Origin of the sequence: Methanobrevibacter gottschalkii DSM 11977 (genome assembly GCF_003814835.1) — an archaeon.
Lineage (GTDB): Archaea > Methanobacteriota > Methanobacteria > Methanobacteriales > Methanobacteriaceae > Methanocatella > Methanocatella gottschalkii.
Window position 1 is genome coordinate 43,561 of sequence record NZ_RKRG01000003.1, and the last position, 23,746, is coordinate 67,306.

General features: G+C 27.5%; 29 protein-coding genes. 25 read left to right on the forward strand and 4 right to left on the reverse strand.

Translation table 11 applies throughout. The features are described from left to right. Positions 1-602 precede the first annotated feature (602 nt). The 3 genes from EDC42_RS07025 to EDC42_RS07035 all read left to right on the forward strand — a co-directional run bounded on the left by EDC42_RS07025 (position 603) and on the right by EDC42_RS07035 (position 3,675). Entirely contained in the window at positions 603-1,595 is a 993-nt protein-coding gene (locus tag EDC42_RS07025; protein WP_123833437.1) for a hypothetical protein, read from the forward strand. 75 nt (positions 1,596-1,670) lie between these two features. Beyond that, on the forward strand, positions 1,671-2,660 hold the full coding sequence (locus EDC42_RS07030) for a hypothetical protein (RefSeq protein WP_123833438.1): 990 nt from the start codon (positions 1,671-1,673) through the stop codon (positions 2,658-2,660). Between the two features lie 22 nt (positions 2,661-2,682). Beyond that, a complete protein-coding gene (locus EDC42_RS07035; protein WP_123833439.1) occupies positions 2,683-3,675 on the forward strand; it encodes a hypothetical protein in 993 nt (330 codons plus the stop codon). 147 nt (positions 3,676-3,822) lie between these two features. Here the strand turns inward: EDC42_RS07035 and EDC42_RS07040 are convergent, their stop codons facing one another. After that, entirely contained in the window at positions 3,823-4,782 is a 960-nt protein-coding gene (locus tag EDC42_RS07040; protein ID WP_245988586.1) for an IS5 family transposase, read from the reverse strand. A gap of 293 nt (positions 4,783-5,075) precedes the next feature. Here EDC42_RS07040 and EDC42_RS07045 point away from each other — a divergent pair, with 293 nt between their 5' ends. The 7 genes from EDC42_RS07045 (at position 5,076) to EDC42_RS09740 (ending at position 9,197) form a co-directional block, all read left to right on the forward strand. Then, positions 5,076-5,852, forward strand: a complete 777-nt coding sequence (locus EDC42_RS07045; RefSeq protein WP_069575503.1) for a TIGR04255 family protein — start codon at positions 5,076-5,078, stop codon at positions 5,850-5,852. A gap of 2 nt (positions 5,853-5,854) precedes the next feature. Further along, a complete protein-coding gene (locus EDC42_RS07050; RefSeq protein WP_069575502.1) occupies positions 5,855-6,301 on the forward strand; it encodes a hypothetical protein in 447 nt (148 codons plus the stop codon). Positions 6,302-6,517: 216 nt separating this feature from the next. Then, a complete protein-coding gene (locus EDC42_RS09480) occupies positions 6,518-6,664 on the forward strand; it encodes a hypothetical protein (RefSeq protein ID WP_158005595.1) in 147 nt (48 codons plus the stop codon). Positions 6,665-7,155: 491 nt separating this feature from the next. After that, entirely contained in the window at positions 7,156-8,430 is a 1,275-nt protein-coding gene (locus tag EDC42_RS07055; protein ID WP_069575501.1) for an ATP-binding protein, read from the forward strand. Between the two features lie 59 nt (positions 8,431-8,489). Then, positions 8,490-8,621, forward strand: a complete 132-nt coding sequence (locus tag EDC42_RS09735; protein WP_255360586.1) for a hypothetical protein — start codon at positions 8,490-8,492, stop codon at positions 8,619-8,621. 169 nt (positions 8,622-8,790) lie between these two features. Beyond that, complete coding sequence (locus EDC42_RS09645) at positions 8,791-8,931, forward strand: hypothetical protein (protein ID WP_233144910.1); 141 nt, start codon at positions 8,791-8,793, stop codon at positions 8,929-8,931. Between the two features lie 131 nt (positions 8,932-9,062). Further along, positions 9,063-9,197 carry a hypothetical protein gene (locus EDC42_RS09740; protein WP_255360585.1) on the forward strand — a complete coding sequence of 45 codons (135 nt, stop codon included), beginning with the start codon at positions 9,063-9,065 and terminating at the stop codon, positions 9,195-9,197. 110 nt (positions 9,198-9,307) lie between these two features. Here EDC42_RS09740 and EDC42_RS07065 read toward each other — a convergent pair whose 3' ends face one another. Next, complete coding sequence (locus EDC42_RS07065) at positions 9,308-9,529, reverse strand: DUF4870 domain-containing protein (protein ID WP_069575500.1); 222 nt, start codon at positions 9,527-9,529, stop codon at positions 9,308-9,310. A 549-nt stretch (positions 9,530-10,078) separates the two neighbouring features. Between EDC42_RS07065 and EDC42_RS07070 the strand changes: the two genes are divergently transcribed. The 8 genes from EDC42_RS07070 (at position 10,079) to EDC42_RS07105 (ending at position 17,235) form a co-directional block, all read left to right on the forward strand. Next, positions 10,079-11,194, forward strand: coding sequence for a tocopherol cyclase family protein (locus tag EDC42_RS07070; protein ID WP_069575499.1), 1,116 nt, complete (start codon positions 10,079-10,081; stop codon positions 11,192-11,194). Then, complete coding sequence (locus EDC42_RS07075) at positions 11,194-11,892, forward strand: diacylglycerol/polyprenol kinase family protein (protein ID WP_069575498.1); 699 nt, start codon at positions 11,194-11,196, stop codon at positions 11,890-11,892. Before EDC42_RS07070 ends, EDC42_RS07075 begins: the two co-directional genes overlap by 1 nt. 304 nt (positions 11,893-12,196) lie before the next feature. Beyond that, positions 12,197-12,565 carry a LytTR family DNA-binding domain-containing protein gene (locus EDC42_RS07080; RefSeq protein WP_069575497.1) on the forward strand — a complete coding sequence of 123 codons (369 nt, stop codon included), beginning with the start codon at positions 12,197-12,199 and terminating at the stop codon, positions 12,563-12,565. A gap of 80 nt (positions 12,566-12,645) precedes the next feature. Beyond that, positions 12,646-13,065: a DUF3021 domain-containing protein gene (locus EDC42_RS07085; RefSeq protein ID WP_069575496.1), complete on the forward strand. Its 420-nt coding sequence runs from the start codon at positions 12,646-12,648 to the stop codon at positions 13,063-13,065. A gap of 521 nt (positions 13,066-13,586) precedes the next feature. Beyond that, the gene (locus EDC42_RS07090; RefSeq protein WP_069575495.1) at positions 13,587-15,365 is read left to right on the forward strand and encodes an Ig-like domain-containing protein; all 1,779 of its coding nucleotides are present in this window, start codon (positions 13,587-13,589) and stop codon (positions 15,363-15,365) included. Positions 15,366-15,642: 277 nt separating this feature from the next. Beyond that, entirely contained in the window at positions 15,643-16,293 is a 651-nt protein-coding gene (locus EDC42_RS07095) for a hypothetical protein (protein ID WP_069572994.1), read from the forward strand. After that, a complete protein-coding gene (locus tag EDC42_RS07100; protein WP_069572996.1) occupies positions 16,290-16,931 on the forward strand; it encodes a MotA/TolQ/ExbB proton channel family protein in 642 nt (213 codons plus the stop codon). Before EDC42_RS07095 ends, EDC42_RS07100 begins: the two co-directional genes overlap by 4 nt. Before the next feature lie 4 nt (positions 16,932-16,935). Continuing rightward, positions 16,936-17,235: a DUF2149 domain-containing protein gene (locus EDC42_RS07105; protein WP_069572998.1), complete on the forward strand. Its 300-nt coding sequence runs from the start codon at positions 16,936-16,938 to the stop codon at positions 17,233-17,235. 22 nt (positions 17,236-17,257) lie between these two features. Here the strand turns inward: EDC42_RS07105 and EDC42_RS07110 are convergent, their stop codons facing one another. Continuing rightward, complete coding sequence (locus tag EDC42_RS07110; RefSeq protein WP_069573000.1) at positions 17,258-17,659, reverse strand: DUF3795 domain-containing protein; 402 nt, start codon at positions 17,657-17,659, stop codon at positions 17,258-17,260. A 78-nt stretch (positions 17,660-17,737) separates the two neighbouring features. Here EDC42_RS07110 and EDC42_RS07115 point away from each other — a divergent pair, with 78 nt between their 5' ends. The 6 genes from EDC42_RS07115 (at position 17,738) to EDC42_RS07140 (ending at position 22,378) form a co-directional block, all read left to right on the forward strand. Continuing rightward, a complete protein-coding gene (locus tag EDC42_RS07115) occupies positions 17,738-18,478 on the forward strand; it encodes a J domain-containing protein (protein ID WP_069573002.1) in 741 nt (246 codons plus the stop codon). Positions 18,479-18,718: 240 nt separating this feature from the next. Continuing rightward, a complete protein-coding gene (locus tag EDC42_RS07120) occupies positions 18,719-19,276 on the forward strand; it encodes a 50S ribosomal protein L15e (protein ID WP_069573004.1) in 558 nt (185 codons plus the stop codon). A gap of 27 nt (positions 19,277-19,303) precedes the next feature. Further along, positions 19,304-19,726, forward strand: a complete 423-nt coding sequence (locus EDC42_RS07125) for an RNA-binding protein (RefSeq protein ID WP_069573006.1) — start codon at positions 19,304-19,306, stop codon at positions 19,724-19,726. Then, entirely contained in the window at positions 19,727-20,104 is a 378-nt protein-coding gene (locus EDC42_RS07130; protein ID WP_069573008.1) for an Ig-like domain-containing protein, read from the forward strand. A gap of 362 nt (positions 20,105-20,466) precedes the next feature. Next, entirely contained in the window at positions 20,467-21,657 is a 1,191-nt protein-coding gene (locus tag EDC42_RS07135) for an AAA family ATPase (protein WP_069573010.1), read from the forward strand. 373 nt (positions 21,658-22,030) lie between these two features. Further along, on the forward strand, positions 22,031-22,378 hold the full coding sequence (locus EDC42_RS07140; protein ID WP_069573012.1) for a carboxymuconolactone decarboxylase family protein: 348 nt from the start codon (positions 22,031-22,033) through the stop codon (positions 22,376-22,378). A gap of 16 nt (positions 22,379-22,394) precedes the next feature. On the opposite strand, the gene EDC42_RS07145 is transcribed toward EDC42_RS07140, so the two are convergent. Next, positions 22,395-23,327 carry a CPBP family intramembrane glutamic endopeptidase gene (locus tag EDC42_RS07145; protein ID WP_069573014.1) on the reverse strand — a complete coding sequence of 311 codons (933 nt, stop codon included), beginning with the start codon at positions 23,325-23,327 and terminating at the stop codon, positions 22,395-22,397. A 151-nt stretch (positions 23,328-23,478) separates the two neighbouring features. Between EDC42_RS07145 and EDC42_RS07150 the strand changes: the two genes are divergently transcribed. After that, positions 23,479-23,745 (forward strand): DUF6110 family protein, encoded by a 267-nt coding sequence (locus tag EDC42_RS07150; protein ID WP_069573016.1) that lies wholly within the window; start codon positions 23,479-23,481, stop codon positions 23,743-23,745. The last annotated feature ends 1 nt before the right edge of the window (position 23,746 follow it).

Here is a 23,746-nt window from a genome sequence, read left to right on the forward strand (position 1 = left end):
TAATTTTTGGAATATGTAAAATTTTATAGGGTTCTGATTTTTTAGGTGTTTTTTCCTGTCCATTTTTCCATTTGTAGTCTAAATGTTGAGTTCTGTTTTTAATTATTTATAATTGGAGTATCATCTTTTGATAATTGTTGGTTAATTTTATATATTTTTAAAATTAGATATTAATATAGTTAATTTAAGTTAATTGTCATTATTTTGATGGTTATTTTTATTTTAATTGTTTTGATTTGTTTAATTTATTTTTTTGGAGGTATTTATAACATATAAACATATTGATAAATTATTTTCAATTGTAATATTTTTTTGTCTTTTGATGATTATTGGTTCAGTTTCTGTTGCTAACAATGTGGATAATAATTTGTCTATTAATTCGTCTGATAATATGACTGTACTTAAGGAGGATTAGTTATCAAAATGATAATATGGAAATTAATGATGAATGTAATGTTTCGGATAATTTCCATTATCAGAAATTTAATGATAAATTATCATTAAATCATGAAAATAAGGGCAATTTGTCAAGTTACAAAAGTATTTTTAAGGGATTGTCTCACTGTATTAAAAAATATAAATTTTGGTAAGGAGGTTTATTCATGTTTGAATTTTATTATGAAAAGGATATTCAAAAAAATTTTGGAGATTTGGATAAATTTGATGATGTTTTAAATTTATTTGAACTTAAAAATTTAATCAATGATTTCATTAATAATGAAAAATATGTTTTCATTATTGAAAATATTGATTTTGAAATGTTTGAAACTATGGAAAAATCTAGAAAATATTCAACATTTATTAATAATGCTTTTAATGGTTTAAAATCATTTAAATATTGGATTCAACCATCAATAATGAATTTTAATTCATTTACTAGTGTTTATTCAATAATTGTTTATAGTTGTATTATTGCATATGGTAGAATGTTAAGTAATGATGAATTAGAATCAATAATCTTTTCAGATTTTCCAATTAAATTAACTTTGGTCATGGATGATTTTTACAACATAAATAATGTTCCATTATTGGATAAAGATTTCTTCAGGACAATTCGTGATGTTAAATTAGATAAATCAGCAAAAAAATTAGATAAATTTATTTATCATGGATTTTTACTTAATTTAGCAGAACCTGGAAATCATTATGTAGCTGTTGTTGTTGAATTTTCATATTGTGCAAGTTATTTTTCCAGATGTTATGCATATTCAAGAAAAAATAAATTTGTTACAATTAATGACATTGCTGATGGATGGATTTTAACTTTTAAATTATTTTTAAATGATATAAGAGGTTATATTGATGGTTTGGAGTCAAATAGTCCTTGTGCTATTGTCCCTTCTCTAAAATCACATAAAAAGATTAAAGTTGAAGAAGAAAATAATGGAAGTTTTAATATTAAAAAGATAATTGCAATATTCTTATCCATATTGTTTTTTTGTTTTTTAATATTAGTTGTTGAAGATATTTCATATATTCTAACTGGAAGTTATTATTATTCTGGTGCACCAACTACTCGTTATGCAATATTTGGATTTATTTTATTTTTAACTAGTATGTTTTATTCTTTGGTTAAAAATATTCTCAAATTTTAAATTTAGAAGCATTTTTAAATGCTTTATTTATTTCTTTTTATTATATGAAAATTAAAATTTTGGCAGGTTGATTTAATGTTTGATTATAATTTCAAAAAGAGTATTGAAAAAAACTTTAATGAATTAGAAAAATTCAATTATTTGAAAAATTTTAATGAACTTAAAAATTTATTGTTAACTATATCTGAAAATGAAAGATATATTTTCATATCGAAAAACATTGATTTTAATGCGCAACCGTTAATGGATAAACCTAAAAATCATTCAAAATTTATAATTAATGCATATAATGGTTTGGAATCTTTTAAATATTGGATTAAACTTTCAATTATGAATTATAATTTTTTTGTTGGAGTTTATTCTATTATCATGTATAGTTGTTCATGTTCTTATGGAAGACCTATGGATATTATTGAATTTGAACATGTTCTAAATTCGAATCTTCCTTATAAATTAACTGTATATTTGGATGATTTCGATAAATATGATGATTTTTCTAGTCTTAGTGAAGAATTTTTTAGAACAATTAGAGATATGAAACTAGATAAAAAGGCTAATGAAATTGAAAAGATTATTTACAGAAAGTTTTGGTCAAATTTGACTATTAATTATGGCACTGAAAATAGGGTGGATGTACAGTTTGCATATTGTGCAAATTATTTATCTAGGTGTTATGCATTTAATAGGGGGAGAAATGTTGTCTCTGTTGAAGATATTGCTGATGCATGGATTTTAACTTTAAAATTATTTTTAAATGATTTACGTCCATATATTAGAGGTTTAGAATCAAATAGTCCTTGTGCTAGTTTACCTTCTGTAAATTCTTACAAGAATATTGAAGTTGACAATGATAATGGTTCGGTTAATGTAAAAAAGATATTTGCAATATTGTTGTCAATATTGTTTTTTTCATTAATAATTATGGTTTTTCAGTATACCGCCAATTTGTTAACTGGAGATTATTATTATCCTAATTCTCCTCAAGACAGATATGTTTTAGCAGGCATTTTTTTATTCCCCACTAGTATGTTTTATGGAATAATTAAAAAGATTCTTAAAATTTAAATTTTGGTAGGAGTGAGTAATTATGGTTCAGTTTCCTCAAAAGACTATTGATGAATGGATTAATGAAGATTATGAAAAACTTGATGTATTTATGGATGCTGATTCTATGGAGGATCTCCGTGAATTGATTTTAAGTTTTAAATATGATGATAAATTTGCTTTTCTTTCAGAAAATATTCATTATCAGACAGATATTAATAACTATTCAGATAATAATAATTTATATTTGGATGCAAATGATGTTTTGGGAGATTTTGGTTTTATTTTTAGTAATTCTCACTTATCATCTGTTTGTATTGATTCATTATTTTTTGTGATTGAATGCAGTTGCATTGGTGAACTTCGTAGGGAATTGTCAAATATTGAGAAAGAAAAAGTTTATTATAGTGATTTGGGTTATAAATTAACTTTAGGTCAAGAAAATTTTTTAAAAATAAAGAACTATGAAGTAATCAATAAAACATTTTTCAAAAAACTTAGCAAAATTAAATGGAGTAGTAATTCCAAAAATTTGGATAAATATATTAAGAACTTTTGGGATACTATTACATTACAATATGATACATATTATCATATTGTTAGTTCATTTAGTGTTTGTGCAAATTATTTTGCTTGTTGTAGAGCATTGACTTCTGGTAGGTTGGAGGTGTCGAATGAAGGGGTAATTCAATCTTGGTTATTAACATTAAATTTATTTTTAATGGATTTACGTCCATATATTAAAGATTTTAATTCAGCTAGTGCTATGATTTCTGATACTGGAAGTGAATTTAAACCTATTAATATTTCGGAAGGTCAATCTAACAATAAATCTTCATCTATAATTCGAAAAGTTTTAGCGGGAGTTTTAAGCATAATCATTGTCTTTCTGTTGCTTTTTGCTATGTCTGCAATATTAATATTGATTTTTGGAGATGCTGTGGATAATTATGTTGATTCACTTAGGCCAGTTGGTATAATAGGTTTGGCTTTGGCTGCAGCTTTGGGTAAAAAAATATACGATAAACTTGTTTGAACATTGAATCATTTTCAAATGCTTCACTTATTTTTTTCATGTTATAGTGTTACATTTTGCAACATTTCAGAACTCAAGAAATGTTTTTAATCAATTAATTGGCATATCAAGTTAATTGTTTTTTTGGCTTTGTAGAAATCCTCATTTTTATTGAATTTGAGTTGATCTGTAAATATTATAAATTGTATTTTTGAGTTTTGTTTCTTTATTTGACAGTTGTAAGCTTCTGCTTCTATTTGTTCCATTAAATATTCTTTTAATTACGCTGAATATTGATTCTACATTGTTTCTTCTGGAATATATTTCTTGTTTGAATTGTTTTTTACTTTTTAATCGGTAATGTCCGTTTTTTGCTCTGGTTTTTAATGGTATTTGATCTTCTGCTTTTGCTTCTTCGTTAATGCATTTTCTGATGGGTTCTGTGTCGTATGCTCGGTCTGCTAGTATGTATTTTGGGTTATATTTCTTTATATTTCTTATTGCAGGGATTGCAAATCGTGTGTCAAATCTTGGGCCTCTTTGAGCTGCGAAATGGAGTATTAATCTTGTATCTACATCGATTGAAATATGGTTTTTTATGTAGCTTTTTCTTTCTTTTCGCCTCATTATTGCGTAATATTTGTCTGCGTAGTCATTAGTGAAGCCGCTTCCATCTAAAGCAATTATTTTACCAGTTATTTGATGATTTTGTAATATTAATTTGTTTAATTCTTGTAATATTGATGTTGGAAGTCTTTGAAAGAATTTCTGGAGTGTTGTGTAGTGTGGGACCTTTTTTAAGTGTAAATGTTCCTGTATTTTGTCAGAAAGTTCTAATAAATCTGTTATTTGTCTGTATGTACTTCTTGTGTAGATTTTCACAGCTAAAAGTGTGAATAATGCAGGTTGTGTGAAGTCATGCTTCGAAAAATGACTTGAATACTTATTTAACACAATTTTTGAGTATTTAAATGTATATTTGATGAATTTTAAGAGTTTATTGGGTTTTATCTCTTTGTTAATTTCTTTAATTTTTTTGAGTGCGGGTTTTTCAAAACCAAAATCCGAAAGATTTAATTGCTTTGAAAACAAACTACTAACTGGAGAATAGGTATTTTCTTGCTTCATAATAATATTTATTCTCCGTTTTACTATATATAACTATATATTGCTTATTTTTTCAATCTATGTGAAATTTCAAGTGTAAAATAAAAATACTAATGTTAAGATAATTTTTATAAAAATTAAAGTAAAAATAGCAAAGAAAAATATTTTTGAAAAGTTTTTTGTAAGAATCAAATAGGATTTCTACAAAGCCATTATTTTTAGAAAAATTATATATGCTCCCAGAATTATAATTATGACTATAATTATAATTGCATTTTTTAATTTTTTAGGTTTTATTTTTTTGAGGTGTAAATGTGGAAAAAGGAATTCGTTTTGATGAAAATTTTATTAGTGAAGTTATTTTCAGAATTGAATTTCCAACTATTAAAAAGTTAACTGGTAATGATGAAGAAGTAGTTAAAGATTTTGCTAATAAAATTTCAGGCACTTTCCCTATTTCAGAAGTTATTCCTCATAATAAAATTAATTTAGATATTGATATTAATTCAGGGCAACTTCCAAAAATTACTCGAGAAGGAGATTTAGTTTGGATATTTAAAAGCCATAATAACAAAAAGATTGTTACATTGACAGCTAATGATTTAGTTTTAGAATATCGAGATAGGGTATATTCTGGTTTTACTAATTTTTTAGATGAAATTTTATTACTGATGGACGCTTTTAATCAGTTTGATTACCAAAAATTAAACTTTTTAGGATTAAGATATATTAATCAAATTACTGATAAAAATGTTAATAATAATGTTTCTGAATTTTTTAGTCTGGATTTAACAAATATGGCGATTATTAATAATCTTGAGAAAAATAATGAAAATTTGGTACAGATATTTACTAAGGTAAATTTTAAAAAAGATGATTATTTAATGACTATGCAATATGGATTATTTAATCCACGTTTCCCTAATGTGGATGCAGATAAGATGTTCATATTGGATTATGACTGTGTGCTTCATAATATTAGTCATGTTGGGGAAATTAAAGATAATTTAATTGATATGAATCATTTAATTTTTGATAAGTTTGATTATTCAATAACCGCTAAGTTTGAAAAAATTATTAAAGGAGAATGAATATGAGTCCTCCAGAAGTTATTCGTGATGATGATACATATATTACATTGCCTGCTAGTTTAAAGGATGAATATTTTGAATCAAAACCTATATCTTACTCTAAATATTTTGAGTCATTTGAATTCAAATTTAATGAGTTATCTAATGATTTTAATCTTATTAATATTATGGAGATTCAAGATTTTATTTTACTTCATGATGATTTATTTGATTATTTGAGTCAAATTAAATTATTATTGCAAAAATATTTCTCAGAATATGATTATTGTTTAGAATTTTATTCAGATCCAGAAATACAATCATTAAATCAATTAGTAATCTATATTAATGGAGATGAATCTTCTTTTGATGAGGATTGGAGTTCATTAAAAAGAATGAATAGTGAAATTAATGATTTATGTAATTTCCCAAATAGTGTTAAACATTTAATTTCTGTGGACTTGTGGTGATTATGAGTTTTATGTGGAAAGATTTCCATGATGTTGGAATTCATTTAGATACTTTTTCTGAAGAAGCATATAAACGTTCACTATTGGTAGATATTATTATGCTTGTTTTAATCTAACAAAAATTTATTTTGAGAAAGAACATTTATTATTGGTCATAATCAAAATCCACATGAAATTATTATTAAGTATTTAGAATATTACGAAATTGAAAAAGAAGTGGAACTTTCAAAATTATTAAATAACTTAAGAAAATATCGTAATAATGCTGATTATGATTTTAACTTTAGAAAAAATAATATTAAAAAAGCTAAGAAAACTGTTGAAGAAATTTTCTTATTACTTGATGAGTTAAATAATGCCTAGTTTTTTTTCATTTTTGTAGATTTTTAATTATAATTAACTTATTTTTCTATTTTTCCACCTTTAATTATTGAAGAGGAAAAAAATAATTATTTAACTTTTATTATATCACTTCGTATTTTTATTACATTTTAAATGTTTTTTTTTTAATTTTTTTCCTCCTCTAATATTTTATCTTTTAAAAAGAAAATTAAACCTCAATTTATAAGGGAGGATTAAGTAATGATTGTTAAAGGTCCAGTACTAATACCAGAATACCTCATTAAATTATACCTAGATTAAAGTTTAAAGACATAGGGGAATGGACTCCATCCAGTATTAGTATTGTTGATGAACCTTCTGGTATTGTACTTATATCTTATTGTTCAACAATCTGGTTTTAATAATATAAATATAATTTTGGTGAAAAATTAATTATGAAAAATTGTAAAGTATATTAATGAAAAAATGTAAATTAAAATATAGAAAAATTGTAAAATCAAGGGGAGGAGATCATGGTTGTTAAATATTTGCCAAGAATATTGGATGATGATTTGGAAAAATGTCTTACAATGATTGGTGCAATTCTTATTGTTGGACCAAAGTGGTGCGGCAAGACAACTACTGCAGAACAGCATGCAAACAGTGTATTAAAACTACAAGATAAAGACAATTACAAATCAAACATGATGTGGGCAGACATAGAACCTTCACGATTATTGAAAGGGGACAAACCACGATTAATCGACGAATGGCAGGTGGCTCCAGTATTATGGGATTCAGTTAGAACAAGCGTTGATGAAAGCGAAGATTATGGATTGTATATTTTAACCGGTTCGACAGTAGTTGATGAAGATAGTATAATGCATTCTGGAACCGGAAGAATCCATAGGATGTTGATGAGGCCTATGAGCTTGTATGAAAGCGGCGAATCCAATGGGCAAATTTCAATTATGGATTTATTCAACAATCCTGACATCAACATTAATGAATGTGAATCCGATTTAACAATTGATGATTTGATATTTGCAGCATGTCGTGGCGGATGGCCTGATTCACTGAACCAAAAAACCCGAGAGGGCAAACTGTTTGTTGCATATAATTATTTGGAAAATATCTGTAATACTGATGTTTCTGCCGTTGATGGGGTTAAAAGAGATCCTGATAGAGTAAGATTATTATTGCGTTCACTTGCAAGAAACAATTCTACATTGGCTAAGGACCAGACTATCATTGATGATATGAATGCTAATTTCATGGATATAAGTAGGCCAACATACTATTCATATGTTGATGCATTAAAAAGATTATTCGTAATTGAAGACAATAGGGGATGGTCACCTAACATCAAATCCAAATCAGCAATCCGATCAGGAAATAAGAAAGTGTTCATAGACCCTTCAATCGCAGTAGCTGCACTAAATGCAAACCCTGAATCCATGATTAATGATTTGAATACATTCGGTTTCATTTTTGAAAACTTATGCATTCGTGATTTAAGCATCTATACCAATTCTCATGGTGGAAAAGTTTCATATTACCATGACAAGTCAGGTTTGGAAATCGACTGTGTTGTTCACTTAAGAGATGGAAGATATGCATTAATAGAATGCAAACTTGGAAATGATGGAATAGAAGAAGGCTCTCAAAATCTACTTAAAATCAATGGTTTAATTGAAAAGAATGACAAATTGGACAATCCTACATTTCTTGCAGTATTGACCGGTGGAAAATATGCATACACTCGTCCAGACGGGGTTAAAGTTTTTCCAATTGGCTGTTTAAGATAGTTTAGTATTGTTGATGAATCTTCACATCCACTATGCCATTTTGAAGAATATGGGAGTATGTGATAAAATCAATTGATATAACTGGAAGTGGAATCATGGTTGAAAAACAAAATCTAAGTACAACTGAAGAAGGTAGGGCTTCTATTAGTGAAAGATTTTTGGAAAAACTTTTAGGAAAAATCCATTCTTAAATCAACAGAATCCCAGCACAACCACCAAAACCAAATGATAATGAATCATGGAAAAATCAGGTTGTTTTAAATATTTGTATTGAAAACATTCATTTCAAACTAATTTTACCAAAAAAAGCAGAAAACAACTGAAAGAACAATTCAGGATATCATAATATCCAGACCAGCAATAGATGAGGATGACAAGAAGAATAAGAACAATAATTTTGCTCATTTAAACAAGACTTGCAGTCCTATTTTTGTAGACATTTACGGTGAAAGTTTCTTATGGAATATGGTGCATAAGATGATGAGAGTTTCCTGGATGTAAATTATGGAAAGCTAACTCTTGATGATGTAAGAAGATTGCTGGATCCTGAAGAAAATGAGCCAAGAGCATATATCAAGGTTGTAGAGCCTGAAAATCTTATCCTTATGGACATAGAATATGATTGAATAAGATTGCGATATGATGATTATGCCTGTGAAAGATTCAGAAGATATATGGTTGACAATCTCTTTGATTTGCAAAAGATTTATTCAGTTAGCGAATCTATGCTAAACAGTTTTGAAAGTTTAACTGATAGTGAAAAATAGGTTTTTATTTTATTTTTTAATATATTAAAAAGATTATAAAAATAGAAAATTCTTATTAATTAAGGAGATTAATTAATATGAAAATATTGAAAAAAATTTTTAAGTTTAAATTAAAAACCGTCTAATCCAACATTGAGCATTCCCACAAATATGGCGCTTAAAGCCCATACGACTATTGAAACGATTATAATATATTTTGCATGTTTTTGGTAGAATGGATCTTCTTTTTTTACAAAGTATAATACTATTCCTGCAATTAAACCTAATATAGGTATAAATATAGCAAGAAGATATCCTACAATTACAATAACTTTGTCTGTAGTTTCAGCCATTTTTTACCCTCCATAATTTTTAAAGAATAATAGACATTATTCATTGTTAATAATATTTTTTTAGAAAGTAATATATGTTTTAAATATTTGTATTGAAAACATTCATTTTAAACACTATCTATTTCTTATTTTACTGCTTTAATGTTTTATATTTTTTTATTTTAAAAAATGTTGTGTGGACTTCATTTCCTGCTCTTTATTGGTAGGTTTTCCTCAAAAATTATATTTTTTATTAATTTGTCCGCCAAAGTAAATAGTTTTTGGGAACCTCAATTTTTAGAATTGAAACTATTATAAATTTCATCATAAAATCATGATATTAATGTATTTTATAAATAATTTTTAATTGAAGCTTTTTTAAATTAACCATTTTAAATCTTTTTTTTAGACTTATTTTATTATATATGTTATAAATTATTCATTGCAAGTATCGTTTTTAATTTTTTCTTATTTTCTTCTAATTTTACTTTATTTTACTAAAATTTTTTAATAAATTATTTAAACGATTTTTAACAAATCTGATATTGTATTATCTTTGGAGGATTAGTAATGAATAAAAGTGATTTGAAAAGAGATTTTTATATGCTCAAAGGGCCACTTGCCAAGAAAGGTTATGACTGGTGGTGGCATTCCTTAACCGCATATGATAAAGAAACTGGTGAAGAAAAACCTTTCTTCATTGAGTACTTTGTATGTAATCCAGAATTAGCTGAAGAGGAACCTACTCTTGGACAATTGCCTGAAAATCAAAAAGCCGGTAAAAAACCATCTTATTGTATGATCAAAGCAGGCACCTGGGGTAAAAATGCAAAGCAAATTCATAATTTTTACTCAATGAAATATTTTGAATGTCCGGATGATGAATTAAATATCAAAGTAGGGGATTGCAGCTTAACAGAAACTCATATGAGCGGATTTGCAAGAGTTAGTGAAGAAGAATCTCGTGATCATCCAGAATATATGAGTGATGCTGGAGATATGATGTGGGATTTAGACATTGATAAACAAATCGCTTTTAATGTTGGTTATGGTGCTAATGGTCTTTTCAGGAAATTAAATTCATTTGAAATGTTTTGGCATGCTGAAGGAATTAAAACTCAATATAGTGGAACAATCTGGCTTGATGGTAGGGAATATGAAGTGATTCCTGAAAAATCTTATGGTTATGCAGATAAAAACTGGGGAGGAGACTTCACATCACCTTGGCTTTGGATTTCCTCATGTAACTTAACTAGTCTTAAAACCGGTAAAAAATTAAATAATTCTGCTTTTGAAGCAGGTGGGGGAAGACCAAAAGCATTCGGAATTTCCATTCCTCGCAAATTATTAATCGGTTTTTACTACGAAGGTAAAATGTATGAATATAACTTTGCTAGATTCTGGAATATGGTTAAGATTGATTTTGACTTTGAAGAAGGTGAAGACGTACATACATGGCATGTAAATGCAAGTAACAAAGACTCTAAAATGGAATTGGTGCTTTATTGCAAACGTGAAGATATGTTGTTAATCAACTATGAGGCTCCAACAGGTAAAAAATTACACAATAGGTTATGGAATGGAGGAAATGGATGGGGTGAAATCAAATTATACAAAAAAGATGGAACTCTCATTGACCATGTAAAAATGGAAAATACCGGCTGTGAATACGGAGAGTATTGCTAATGGTATTCACAGACATCATTGCATTAATTGTGGTTTATATTTATGTAGCTATTATTTTTGTAGTGGCTGAAATGGTTTTAAAAACAAGACCTGAAATTTCACGTAAATTTTTGCATATCATGGTTGGTAACATGATATTTGCAATGCCATTTTTTGCAAATCCGTGGAACATGGTTTGGTTTTTAACACTGCCCATTACAATTGCATTATTCTTCTTAACTGACTACTCGCCAATTAAAATAGAAAACAGTGTAACTGAGTCTGGCCATGCATTGGGATTGTTTTTCTATGCTGGAATTTGGACAATATTAATTGCAATATTTACAATAATTGCTCCTGCTAGTGACTCTAAGTTATTCCTTTGGATTGTAGCATTAGCTATTGTCCCTATGGTATATGGTGATGGATTTGCAGCATTAATTGGTCAAAAATTCGGTAAAATTAAATATACAGTATTTGGAGGAACCAAATCTCTTGAAGGATCACTTACAATGTTCGTTGTTACCTCTGTAATGGGTGTATTTGTGTGGATGGTATTCTATTCAATCGGTTGTACAATGCCTGAATTTAATATTGTTAGTATCTTGGCAATTTCTGCAGTTGCAACAGCATGTGAAGCATTCAGTTACGGTGGAATTGATAATTTAACAGTTCCTGTAATCACTTCTATTTTATATTTCTTAGTGGCTATTTTATAGCTGCTTTAAATTTTATTTTTATTTGCTATTTTTTGCATCTTGGTTTCAATATTTTGCATCTTGAAGTGATTGTTAAATAATCATTTATACCGTCTTTTATTAAGATATATTATCAAATGGCAATATGGGAAATTTAAAAGAAAGATCGGAGAGATGATATGAACTCAAATTTCAAGAAAACTTTTCTTGGTAGTGCATGGTATTTGACTTTGTAAAACCTTTTGTATTTGATATTAAATTTGACACAGGGATATGCAGAGAACAGAAAATTCAATAAAAGATGAAAAAATTAAGGAAATAAAGTATGAAGGTAAATTTATTTGTTTCAAGAGATATTGAAGAGCCATATGCAGATATTCACACTGATAAACTAACTGATAATATTACAAAAGCAATGTTAATTTTGGAAAATGAGGATTCAAATGAAATATTGGCTGTTAAAAATGATTCAAACATTGCACTTTTAGAATTTAGTGAAATTTTCATGTTTAAAGTTGTAAATAAGCAGGTTACTGTTTATACCCAAGATCATGAGTATGTAATTAAAAAGCCTTTATATCAAATTGAAGATGTATTAACAACTGATTTTCTCCGCATTTCCAAAACAACAATTGTAAATTTAAGAAAGATAAAGAAAGTAGCTCCTTCACTTAAAGGAATGATGTTTTATTGAACTTAAAAATGGTTTGAAGGACAATACTCAAGGAAATATTTGCCTAACTTTAAACAGGCTTTGGATTGGTAGGTGATTTTATGAAAGTAAAATTAATTGAAAAATTTGCATTAGGTGCTTTTGTAGGTTGTTTTATTGTAATGTGTGTCATGGTTTTAATATCTCTTTATCAGGGTCCTCAGAATATTCGATTTAGCGGCATTGACATAATAAATTCATTTTTCGGGTCAATCGTTGCAGGTTGGGGATTTACTTTTTCAGGATTTATTTATGATAAAGAAGATTTGCCTTTAACATTTCAAGTTATCATTCAGATGGGTGTCGGCATGACAATATTGCTATTAATTGCAATTTATCTTAAATGGATGCCGATTAATTTGGGTATCGGTCCAATAGTAACTTGGATTGCAATAGCTTGTATATTTGCCATTATTTTCTGGTTTGGTTTTTATATTTATTATTATTTAGTTGCACGTGACTTGAATAATAAATTGAAATAATCATGAATTATATTATAAATCATATCGATATAATATAATGTTGTTGATAATCTAAATTATTATATAAATTAAATGATATTTATTTGAATTCTAATTAATTAAAGATAATTTAAACTTTATTTCTTTTTTTTATTGTTTAATTTGTTAATTTATTGTTAAATAACATTTATAATTTAATAAAATATTTATTCGTTGTGAATTATATTTAATATTATTTTTAATTTAATTTAATATATTTTTTTTAATATTAAATAAATATTTATGATTAAATTAATTAATATAAATTAAATATGTCTTTATTTATTATTATAGTTAATTTTTAATCTTTTAATATTGATTAAACATTTTATAGTTATTTTTTAATAATGTATATAAACGATAATATTTATATTGCAGTTCGATATTATATATTCATGTACTTATATTCAAAATAATTATTTAGTAAAGTTTATTTTACTATTTTTGGTTATTTTATTTTTAATATTAGTATATTTTTTTAAGGATATTTGGAGGAAAAAAATATGGATAATAAAAAGATATTTCTGTCTTTCATATTGTTTATTCTCATTGCAATTTCTGTAAGTGCAGTTTCTGCAGTGGATGCTGATAATGCTACTTTGGCTGAAGATGCAATTCCGACTGATGCGGATGTTGTTCAAACTAAAGTTAATAATGCAAATTCAGGAGATACTATTACATTGGAAGACAAAACATATGATTTTGCTAATCAAACTGTAACAATTGATGGTAGGGATAAAATCACCATTAGAGGTACTGGTAACACTATTATTAAAGGGCATGGTGGCCAAAATTCAAAAACAGGTGCTTTATTTATAGTATCTGAAAGTATTGGTGTAACTTTTAAGGATATTACTTTCATTGACACCAACCCAAATAATAATTTCACTTATGATGGTAATGTGGAAGGATATGGTATTACTTTTGATGGATCAGGTGCTGAAAATGGTGTTGTAGATAATTGTAGTTTTGCAGATTTTAATACTGCTGTTAATGTGAAATCTTGTAATTATGTAACTGTTAAAAACAGTAAATTCAGTGGTGGTTATGCTACTAAACTTATTAATGATCCAACTGTAAACAAAGAAAAGGGTTCTAAAGTTGTAAGTGCTGGTGGATCTTTATTCCTCAGTGTTTTAAATTGTACTTTTGATGGACCAATGCTCGATGCAGTATCTATCTATGGTGGTAGTGGAGATGCTAAAATAATTGGAAATACTTTCAAAGATAATGTATATGCTATTTTCTTTGGTGGTGCATCTACTGAAGGTACTTTCATTAATGATAATACTTTCATTGAATGTGGTCAATTTGTTAAAGATGCAAATACTACTTGGGGAGGATACCCTGTAATCAGTATAGAAAAAGCTTCTGATAGTGTTTACATGAATAATAATACTTTCTATGCAGTTAATAATAATAAATTAATTGCAGCTGAATCTGCTAATACTGCTCATGGCGCTCCAAGTACTTTAGGCGATATTAACATCACTAACTCTAATGTAAATCTTGCTAATGATAATGTTGTTGCTGGTTCTGTAACTTTCTTACATATTTTAAGTAGAACTGGAGACATCAATCCTAAAGCTCCTATTACTTTAACTGGAAATAAATATGCTAAAGGTGTTAAAGCTGTTGTTGTATGGTACAATGACTGGGGTGTTGAAGATTCAGAAAATATTGTGATTCCACAAGCTCCTGAACCAACTCCTGCTCCTGTTGCTGTTTCAACTTCTATTTCTTCTGCTAATTTAGCTATTTATGCTGGTAACTCCGGTAAGATTAAACTCACTTTAAAAGATGCAAATGGTGTTGCTGTTGCTAATAAAACTGTAAATATTGTAATTGATGGTGTTGCTAAAACTGTAACTACTGATGATAATGGTATTGCAATTTTATCTGTTAAATATTCTAATTCTGGAACTCATTATGCTACTTTAGCTTTCACTGGTGATAATGATTACACTGGATCTATTAAAACAGTTAAAATTAGCGTACTTAAAAAAGTCACTGCTTTAACCATTACTAAAAAAACATTTAAAGTTAAAACTAAAAATAAAAAAGTAACTACTGTTCTTAAATCTGGTAAAACAGTTCTTAAATACAAAAAGGTTACTTTAAAAGTTAAAGGTAAAACTTACACTGCAAAAACTAATTCCAAAGGTATTGCTACTTTTAATATTAAAATAGCTAAAAAAGGTACCTTTAAAGCATTAACTAAATTTGCTGGTGATGGTGCTTACAAAGCAGCAAGTAAATATAGTTATGTTTATGTAAGATAGATATTATTTCTATCTTCTTTTTTCTTTTTAAACTTAAAATATTATTAATATGTTTTATTGATCATTTCATTAATTTAATGTCTAATTAATTATTCTTTATTTTTTATTAATTTTTGAATATATTCCTTATTTTAACATTAATCTATTAAATTTTCTATTTAAATTATTATATTTGCTTTTAATTTAATAATTTGTATTTTAATATCTAATCTCGATATATTTATATATTCATATTGATAAACATTAAATTAATAAAAGAATATAATGGGTATGGAATATGGATTTGATTGGGGGGTATTTATTAGTAATTTTACTATTATTTACTGCAAATATTGCTTTAATATTAGGCGATTATAAACTTGATAATATTAAATTAGTTGCTTTATCTTCAATTTGTTTCATTGTTTCATTTATATTGATGTATGCTTCAAGTTTTTTAAATGTTTCATTGTCTTTTTTAATTGATACTTTTAGTTATGTCTTTTTTATTATTTTTCTTGCACTTGTTGTTGTAATAATTAAGTATATAAAAAATAATAATTTTAAACATGCATTATATCTAACTTTAGTTACATTTTTAATTACAATATTTCTGTTTGCTTCTCAGTCAAATCTGAATGTTTTTAACATAATTGTGTACTCTTTATTTATTTTTATTATTTTATTTGTTGTTTATCAACTTTCAAAATTATTGCATCATGCAAAAATGCAATATAATGTAATAACAAGTGAATATATGTTTTTATTTTCAATAGTTATTTTTATTTTTGCTTTAACTTATGATTCCACTAAATCTCTCAACTATACTTCATTTAAGGCTTTTTTAATTTTAACTCCTACTTATCAGTTAATTTATGTGATTATTGCATTTGTTGTTATTTTGATTATTGGTGTATTTATAAATGAGATTAAAGGAGGAAATTCATGATTATTCAAGGAACTGAGACATTAACTTCGATTATTCATATATTTTCCGAAAGCTTATTAACACCTGTTGTTGTGTTACTTGTTGTTTCAGGAGTAATTATCATTCTTGCTTTGGGTGGTTTGATTAATGAGTATATTTCAAGAAAACCTATTAGTTCAAATGATTTAGAAAATTTAGTTAGGAGAATTTCATTTTCAAATAATGTGGATCAAATGAAAAGTGAAATCACTAATAGTAATTTATTTAATTATCAAAAAGAAATTTTAATTAGAATTGCTAATAATTATGATATTGGTTGTGATGCAAGAAAAGCATTTGCTAGTGAACTAATATCTGCAGAAGAAACAATATTAATAAAAAAAACGAATAAAACTGATATTTTAGTCCGTGTTGGTCCTAGTTTAGGTCTTTTAGGTACTTTAATTCCATTAGGCCCAGGTCTTGCAGCACTTGGAACGGGAGATATTGCAACTCTTGCTCAATCATTAACTATTGCTTTTGATACAACTGTAACTGGTTTAACTATTGGCGCATTAGCATTTGTAGTTTCAAAATATAAAAAGCAATGGTATGAGGCAGAATTAATAGATGTTGAAACTCTTGCAGAAACTGAATTAGAAGTTATCAATAATTGGTGAGAATATGCTTAGAAAAAAAAGAAGGATTTCAGAATCTGTTGATGATGATCCAATGGGTGGTTTAAATAATCTTTCAGATGCTATGCTTGTTTTAGCTTTAGGTTTTTTAATATTTGCAATCATGGCATTATCTGTTAATCCAGACATGATTACTGAGCAAACCCAAACAAAAGAAGTTTCAACAGCAAATACATTTACTCAAAATTATACTGATGCTGGTGGACTGGAAGATAGTGGATATAGTGAAGTTGGTAAAGTTTATGAGGATCCAAGTACTGGTAAACTGGTAATGGTATCAGGTTAACAGTTTGGAAGTTTAAAACTTCCTATTCTTTTTTAATGCCACATTCACTACATTTTTTAGTTTGAAATTTAATAACACCGCCGCACTCCGGACATAACCATTCATCATGATCCTGACTCATCATGCGTCCAATACCGGTGGTTTTTATTCTTTTAGCACTTTCAAGAGTGTTTAAATCATGCCTTTTAACATATTTCTTTGAGTGTTTTTTCATTAGAGGACATGGAAATTCACTGCATCGTCCGCAATAACTAAAACTTTTGGAATCAAAACAAGTTTTAATTTTGCACTTCAAACTAGCTTTGCTCTTCCCATCATTACTTATTAAGCATCCGGAACATGGATTTTGGTATTTTTCACAGCTAATGCAATTAATTCCGCAGGGTGCTAGTAATTTCGAATCTAAAGTTTCTGGCATTTTCATAATATCAAACTCAATAAGAAAGTTATATATTTATTTACTTCCATATTTAATCCTATAGTTATCATATGTTGTGCTATCATGTCAATTATTATTTCTCCTGAATTTAAGAAATTAAAAAACAGATTATCTGATTTAATATTGATACATCATGAACTTTTATTGCAGATTTGTCCAAATATTGAAAGAGAGTATCTTCTTAAGTTTGGTTCTCTTGAATATGAGCTTTATAAGAAAGACGTTAAATTATCAATGCTTAAGCGAAAACTTCAATTGATACAAATTCAAATTAGCACTGAAGAAGAAATTGATATTGAACTTATTGATGAAATATTGGAAGAGGAATTCTTTAAGTATAAGGAGAATATTAAAAAACACATGGATGAATTAAATGGTGCAATGGAAGAGCAACACATTTGTTTATTATCAAAAAAAGATACTAAAAGGCTTAAATTAATATATAAACAATGTGTTTTGAAACTGCATCCTGATTTAAATCCTAATTTATCTAATCGTGAAAAAGATTTATTTATTCAAATTACAGAAGCATTTAAAAATGGCAACTTGAATGCATTGGAATCTTTATATTACTTTGTTCCAAATAAAAAAGTAGAATTTGAATCTGAAATAGAACGTTTGCAGGAATTAATCGAATGTGAGGAAAAGGAGATAGCTGAGATTAAAGAAAAATATCCATATAATAAAAAAGAGTTGTTATTAGATGATAATGAAATTTATGAGTATGAAGTCATGCTTAATAATTTAATCACTCAATTTGATGATGATATTCAAAGATGTATGGATGAAATTGATTTGATTTAAATGTCTAATGTGTACGGTATGGTAGCACATCTGTTGGAAAAGTTTAGGGGAAGATGCATTAGGGATAATTAAATTCAAAATATTTTTAAGGGAATGATTTTCACTTATTTTACGATACATTTATAAACATATAAAACAAATATTTTAATACTGTTATTTTTAACAGTAATTTAATTACTTTTTTCGGGACAAGTTCCCAAATGGATGTGGCCCCTGTGGCTGAACAAAAAGGTGTTATTTATGTATAAATATATTAGAGATGCATGGAAAAATCCGGATGAGTCTTACGTACGTGAACTCATGTGGCAAAGAGCTCCTAAATGGAGAAGACAAAAAGTAGTTCAAAGAATTGATAGGCCTACTAGACTCGACAGAGCTAGAAGCTTAGGTTACAGAGCTAAAAAAGGTTTCGTTTTAGTAAGAACCAGAGTAAGACGTGGTGGAAGAAGAAAAACTCGTCGTTTCAACGGTCGTAAACCTAAAAGAATGGGTGTAAACAAAATTACCCAAGCAAAATCTCTTCAAAGAATTGCTGAAGAACGTGTAGCTAAAAAATACCCTAACTTAGAAGTATTAAACTCTTACTGGGTATGGGCTGACGGAAAATATAAATATTTCGAAGTTATTTTAGTAGATCCACAAAGTCCTTCTATTGTCAACGATAAAAAAATCAATTGGATTTGTTCTAAAAAACACACTAATAGAGCTCTCAGAGGTTTAACTAGTGCTGGTAACAAAGGACGTGGAATTAAATCTAAAGGAAAAGGCTCAGAACAAGCTAGAAGAAGAAAATTATAATATTTTCTTCATTCCTTTTTGATTAAAATGATTCATAATATCAAATTTAGAGCTTTCGTTTATGAAAATGAAAGTGTTGATGAAATTTCTCAAGCTATTTTAAATTTACTTCCTGAAGCTGAAATTAATGTGGAGGAAGCTGAAGGGTTGCTGGAAGATAGGATTCTTATTTTAACTGGTGTCGTATCTAAAAAAAGATACACAAAGACTTTTTTTAACAAACTTTTAGAATCTGCTGATTTGGATAAGTTAAACAATGATTTAGAGTGTAAAATGGATGAAAAAGGAAATTGGTTTTTAAGATTTGATAAAACTGATGCTCTAGATGAAAAATTAACCATTTTAGATAAAGGCGATTCGATTCACTTAAAAATTAAAATTGCTGCTTTTCCAGCTAAAAAACAAATCGCAGTTGATAAAGTACGCAAAGCTATTTCAGGTTGTGTTTAAATGGAAAAACAAAGTAAAATTCTTATTGTTTTATTAATCGTTTTTTTAATATGTGTTGGTGTATTCTGGTTTCAGTTTAACAATAATGTTTCAACATTCATGATTGTCAATGAAACTCATGTAACTGAAAACAGTTCGTTTTCTGGGATGTTAGTCGATTCTTATGGCAATGGCGTAGCGAATCAAACAATTGCCTATCACGAACCTGGAGGGAATGTGGGAACTCTAACTACTGATGAAAATGGTGAGTTTACTGTTGAACTTGCCAAATATTTATCCAATTCAACAAGTGACAATTATTATGGTGATTTCAAATTCTCTGGAAATGGCAAATATCAGGGATGCGCATATGAAGGTAATGTTACTGTAGGAATTTAACTGATTTATATTTTTTATTTTTTGAATAAATTTTATCTGAATTTTATATAAGTCGGAATTAAACTATTCTTTGATTTCGATAAAACAGTTACTATTATGTAAATTCAAATTCAATAATTGTTAAAGGGATTTCAAGCTTTAAAATCTGATTTTGCATTATTAATCAAAAATATTGAAGATAAGGATGTTTTAAAGGGAATTATGGGGCTTAGTTATATTGAAGTTCAACAGAAGTTAATTTCACATGTACTAAATTTTTTAGTACATTTAAAATATACTATAATTTATAATACATGCTAAAATTTATATTATACTTGGAACATACTATATTTTATAATACATTGCTTTAGGAGGATTTAGAAATGACTGATTTGCCTTGGGGAAATAACCAGAATTTAACTGATGAAGAATTTTACAACAGAGAAAGCGAATTGATAAACATCAAAAATATCTTGCATTCAACTGGTCAGGGCCATGCCCCGGATTTATTATTAACAGGTATAAGGGGAGTAGGTAAAACAGTCTTTCTCAAAAAACTAAAAAGGGAACTTGATGGCGAATATTTGGTTGTATATATTGATTTTTCAAAATCCAAATGTTATCAAAAAAATCAGATGAGCATTATCGGATTGATGGGACATTTCTTCAAAGAATTGATTCTTGAATCAAAAAATAAAGGATTAAACACATTAGACAAGCAGATAGAAAAATATTTCAAATCCAATGATTTTAAAATCAGAGAGTTTATACGGCTTGACAAAATACCTATACCAATATTCTCAAAAGAAACAAACGAAGAAAAACTTATTGATTTTGCATTAAATCTGCCTGAAAAAATATATGATGAAAATCAAGATAAAATTAAAGGTGTTTTAATTTTCATTGACGAATTTCAAATTATAAAAGAACTAAACAATTACAAAGAATCGTTTTTATGGAAAATTAGAAGCTACATTCAAAACCAGAGAAACATAGCATACATATTTTCAGGGTCAATGAGCCTACAAGACAAACTAATATCAGAAATTGCAAGCCAAAACGGGGCATTTGGCGGAAGAATGATTTCAATTAACATAAACCCCTTTGAAAAAGAAACAGTCAGGAATTATTTATCCAAAAAAACCCCGTATATCCAATTCACTGATGACGGTTTTGATAGATTTTACAAATTCACCTCTGGAGTCCCGTCATATGTAAATATATTCGCATCACTGCTTCCGATAAACGAGCAACTGGATGATGATGCAATAAAAATGTATTTTGATAAAAAAATCCAAGCTATAAGTTCTCATTTAATAAATATATGGGCAAGATTATCTTTTAGAGAACAAACCATAATCATAACTCTACTTGAAAAACCGCTGAGAAGAATAGACATAGCAAATGAATTTGGAATATCCACAGGATCATTAAGCAATTATTTAAACAATCTTCAAAATCAAGGATTAATAAGTCTCAACAATGGTTTATACGAGATTGCTGAGCCTATTCTTAAAAGATGGTTGGAATTAGAATTTAAAGAAAAAGGAATTTATCCCTACAGAAATATATAACTGCTGAACATTGAGTGATTTAATATGGCATCAAGTAAAGAATATTTGGAATATGTACTAGAGCAGCTGCCAGATTCGGATGAAATCTAGCGCAATGATGTGGGAATATATGATAGTGGCAGGATTGTTGGAGGTATTTAGGACAACCGTTTTAGTTCTGCAAGTTTTTTATTTAAAAGATTTTCTTGATATTTGGAGTTATTTTTATAATTTAAAGCTAATTAATCCGTTATTTTGAAAAATTTAAATGAATTGATTAACCGAAAAATTAGTTATCACACAAGTTTTTGAAATAGCCAGTTTTTGAAAGAGCCCTAATTATATATAATTTAAAAAAGAAATAATAAATTAATTATATTTTGGAGAGAGTTGTATGAAAGGTGAAGTATTTTATGGAAAAGGAATTAGAGAATTGGAAGGAGAATACCCTGATTTATATGAGTTAGTAACAGATATTAATGATACTGTTTGGAATGGTAAGGTATTGGATTATAAAACTCAAAAATTGATTGCAATCGGTATTACTGCTTCTCGTGCTGATCCTAGAGCTATTAAAAAACAAATTAGAAGTGCTATTGAAGTATTGGGAATTACCAAAGAGGAAATTGTGGATGTTTTAAGGGTTGTTTTATTAACATCTGGAATGCCGGCATTTTCCAAATCACTTCAAATATTAAACAGTGTTACAGCAGCTATTGAAGAAGAGAAACAAGAAGAATGATTCTTTTTCTCTTTTTTTAATTTATCACTTGCAAGACCATTTTTATTGTAAAAAATATTATAAAACAGAACATTCCTAGATTTAGGAATATTGTTTTTAATGGTTTCTGTAATGATATTTCTGTTTTTTGTCCATTAAATTTTGCTTGTTTATAATTTAAAAGGTTAGTTAAACCAATTATTAATGTAATTATAAGTATTGCCAAGTACAAAAGTACAAAAATTAAATCAAATGGATTGATTGTACCGGTGATGAGGTTAGTCACACTACTGTTTAAAAATAAACTTACAACAGATCCCAGTAGGTTAATAATCATATGTAATAGTATTGTATAAGTTATCTTTCCGGTTTTAATATAAACATATGCAAAAAATCCACCTATTAATGCAGAATAAAAGAACTGATTTAAATTTCCATGGAACAGTCCAAACATGACTGCAGATAAAACTATTGAAGTTCTTGCACCGTATTTAATTGTTCTGTCAATCAATAGCTTTCTAAAGAAAAATTCTTCAAAAACAGGTCCGATAATACTTATCAGCACGATATTCAACCAGATTCCAGTTGAATTAATCAGGTCCTGAATGGGATTTGATATGTCGCTTTGAATAGCTCCGCTAAGTGCGGTAGTTATTATAACTCCGATAATATTCCCAATCCACATCAATGTAAATGTAATGCAGAGATATTTTAAAAATGTTCTAGCATTTATTTTATGGATTTCTAGTTTTTTTGAATCTAATTTTCCCATTAAATATATGAAAACGGGTAATGGTAAAATATAATTGCATATAGCTGTTATTGTTGTTGATGTATTTATATTATTAAGGATTTCTGGACTTGTATATGCAATAATATTTGCTAAAATCATTGTAATTACTAATGAAAATACTGCATAAATTAAGTAATTAAATCCTATTCTTGAGAAAAATTTTTTGTTTGAATTCATTTTATCATTATCAATATATCTTTGTTGATATATTTATAATGTGATTATGAAATTAAGGTATACCTAAACTTTATATACTATATTTTTCATAATATTTATTGTAATTAAAATAATTTAGTTATACCTAAATTTAAATTGGAGGAAAAATAATATGGTACATAGAAATATTTTAAAAAAATGTGTTGAACATAAGCATGCGTTGCTCTTTGCAGCAGGTATTGCAACTGCAGTTGTTGGGAAAAAAGTCATTGAATCAAAATCTGTAAAAAATGCAGCAACAAAAGGCATGGCAAATGTAATGTCTATAAAAAAAGATGCTGAAGAATGTTTTCAAGATATGAAAGAAAATGCTGAAGATATTGTTGTAGATGCCCACAAGGAAGATAAAAAAGAAATTTATGATGAATCACAAGAATAAT

What these genes read in the sequence shown, in the direction of transcription:
- EDC42_RS07025 (WP_123833437.1), top strand. Translation starts at nt 603, where the DNA reads ATGTTTGAATTTTATTATGAAAAGGATATTCAAAAAAATTTTGGAGAT.
- EDC42_RS07030 (WP_123833438.1), top strand. Translation starts at nt 1,671, where the DNA reads ATGTTTGATTATAATTTCAAAAAGAGTATTGAAAAAAACTTTAATGAA.
- EDC42_RS07035 (WP_123833439.1), top strand. Translation starts at nt 2,683, where the DNA reads ATGGTTCAGTTTCCTCAAAAGACTATTGATGAATGGATTAATGAAGAT.
- EDC42_RS07040 (WP_245988586.1), bottom strand. Translation starts at nt 4,782, where the DNA reads ATGAAGCAAGAAAATACCTATTCTCCAGTTAGTAGTTTGTTTTCAAAG.
- EDC42_RS07050 (WP_069575502.1), top strand. Translation starts at nt 5,855, where the DNA reads ATGAGTCCTCCAGAAGTTATTCGTGATGATGATACATATATTACATTG.
- EDC42_RS07055 (WP_069575501.1), top strand. Translation starts at nt 7,156, where the DNA reads ATGGTTGTTAAATATTTGCCAAGAATATTGGATGATGATTTGGAAAAA.
- EDC42_RS07065 (WP_069575500.1), bottom strand. Translation starts at nt 9,529, where the DNA reads ATGGCTGAAACTACAGACAAAGTTATTGTAATTGTAGGATATCTTCTT.
- EDC42_RS07070 (WP_069575499.1), top strand. Translation starts at nt 10,079, where the DNA reads ATGAATAAAAGTGATTTGAAAAGAGATTTTTATATGCTCAAAGGGCCA.
- EDC42_RS07075 (WP_069575498.1), top strand. Translation starts at nt 11,194, where the DNA reads ATGGTATTCACAGACATCATTGCATTAATTGTGGTTTATATTTATGTA.
- EDC42_RS07080 (WP_069575497.1), top strand. Translation starts at nt 12,197, where the DNA reads ATGAAGGTAAATTTATTTGTTTCAAGAGATATTGAAGAGCCATATGCA.
- EDC42_RS07085 (WP_069575496.1), top strand. Translation starts at nt 12,646, where the DNA reads ATGAAAGTAAAATTAATTGAAAAATTTGCATTAGGTGCTTTTGTAGGT.
- EDC42_RS07090 (WP_069575495.1), top strand. Translation starts at nt 13,587, where the DNA reads ATGGATAATAAAAAGATATTTCTGTCTTTCATATTGTTTATTCTCATT.
- EDC42_RS07095 (WP_069572994.1), top strand. Translation starts at nt 15,643, where the DNA reads ATGGATTTGATTGGGGGGTATTTATTAGTAATTTTACTATTATTTACT.
- EDC42_RS07100 (WP_069572996.1), top strand. Translation starts at nt 16,290, where the DNA reads ATGATTATTCAAGGAACTGAGACATTAACTTCGATTATTCATATATTT.
- EDC42_RS07105 (WP_069572998.1), top strand. Translation starts at nt 16,936, where the DNA reads ATGCTTAGAAAAAAAAGAAGGATTTCAGAATCTGTTGATGATGATCCA.
- EDC42_RS07110 (WP_069573000.1), bottom strand. Translation starts at nt 17,659, where the DNA reads ATGAAAATGCCAGAAACTTTAGATTCGAAATTACTAGCACCCTGCGGA.
- EDC42_RS07115 (WP_069573002.1), top strand. Translation starts at nt 17,738, where the DNA reads ATGTCAATTATTATTTCTCCTGAATTTAAGAAATTAAAAAACAGATTA.
- EDC42_RS07120 (WP_069573004.1), top strand. Translation starts at nt 18,719, where the DNA reads ATGTATAAATATATTAGAGATGCATGGAAAAATCCGGATGAGTCTTAC.
- EDC42_RS07125 (WP_069573006.1), top strand. Translation starts at nt 19,304, where the DNA reads ATGATTCATAATATCAAATTTAGAGCTTTCGTTTATGAAAATGAAAGT.
- EDC42_RS07130 (WP_069573008.1), top strand. Translation starts at nt 19,727, where the DNA reads ATGGAAAAACAAAGTAAAATTCTTATTGTTTTATTAATCGTTTTTTTA.
- EDC42_RS07135 (WP_069573010.1), top strand. Translation starts at nt 20,467, where the DNA reads ATGACTGATTTGCCTTGGGGAAATAACCAGAATTTAACTGATGAAGAA.
- EDC42_RS07140 (WP_069573012.1), top strand. Translation starts at nt 22,031, where the DNA reads ATGAAAGGTGAAGTATTTTATGGAAAAGGAATTAGAGAATTGGAAGGA.
- EDC42_RS07145 (WP_069573014.1), bottom strand. Translation starts at nt 23,327, where the DNA reads ATGAATTCAAACAAAAAATTTTTCTCAAGAATAGGATTTAATTACTTA.
- EDC42_RS07150 (WP_069573016.1), top strand. Translation starts at nt 23,479, where the DNA reads ATGGTACATAGAAATATTTTAAAAAAATGTGTTGAACATAAGCATGCG.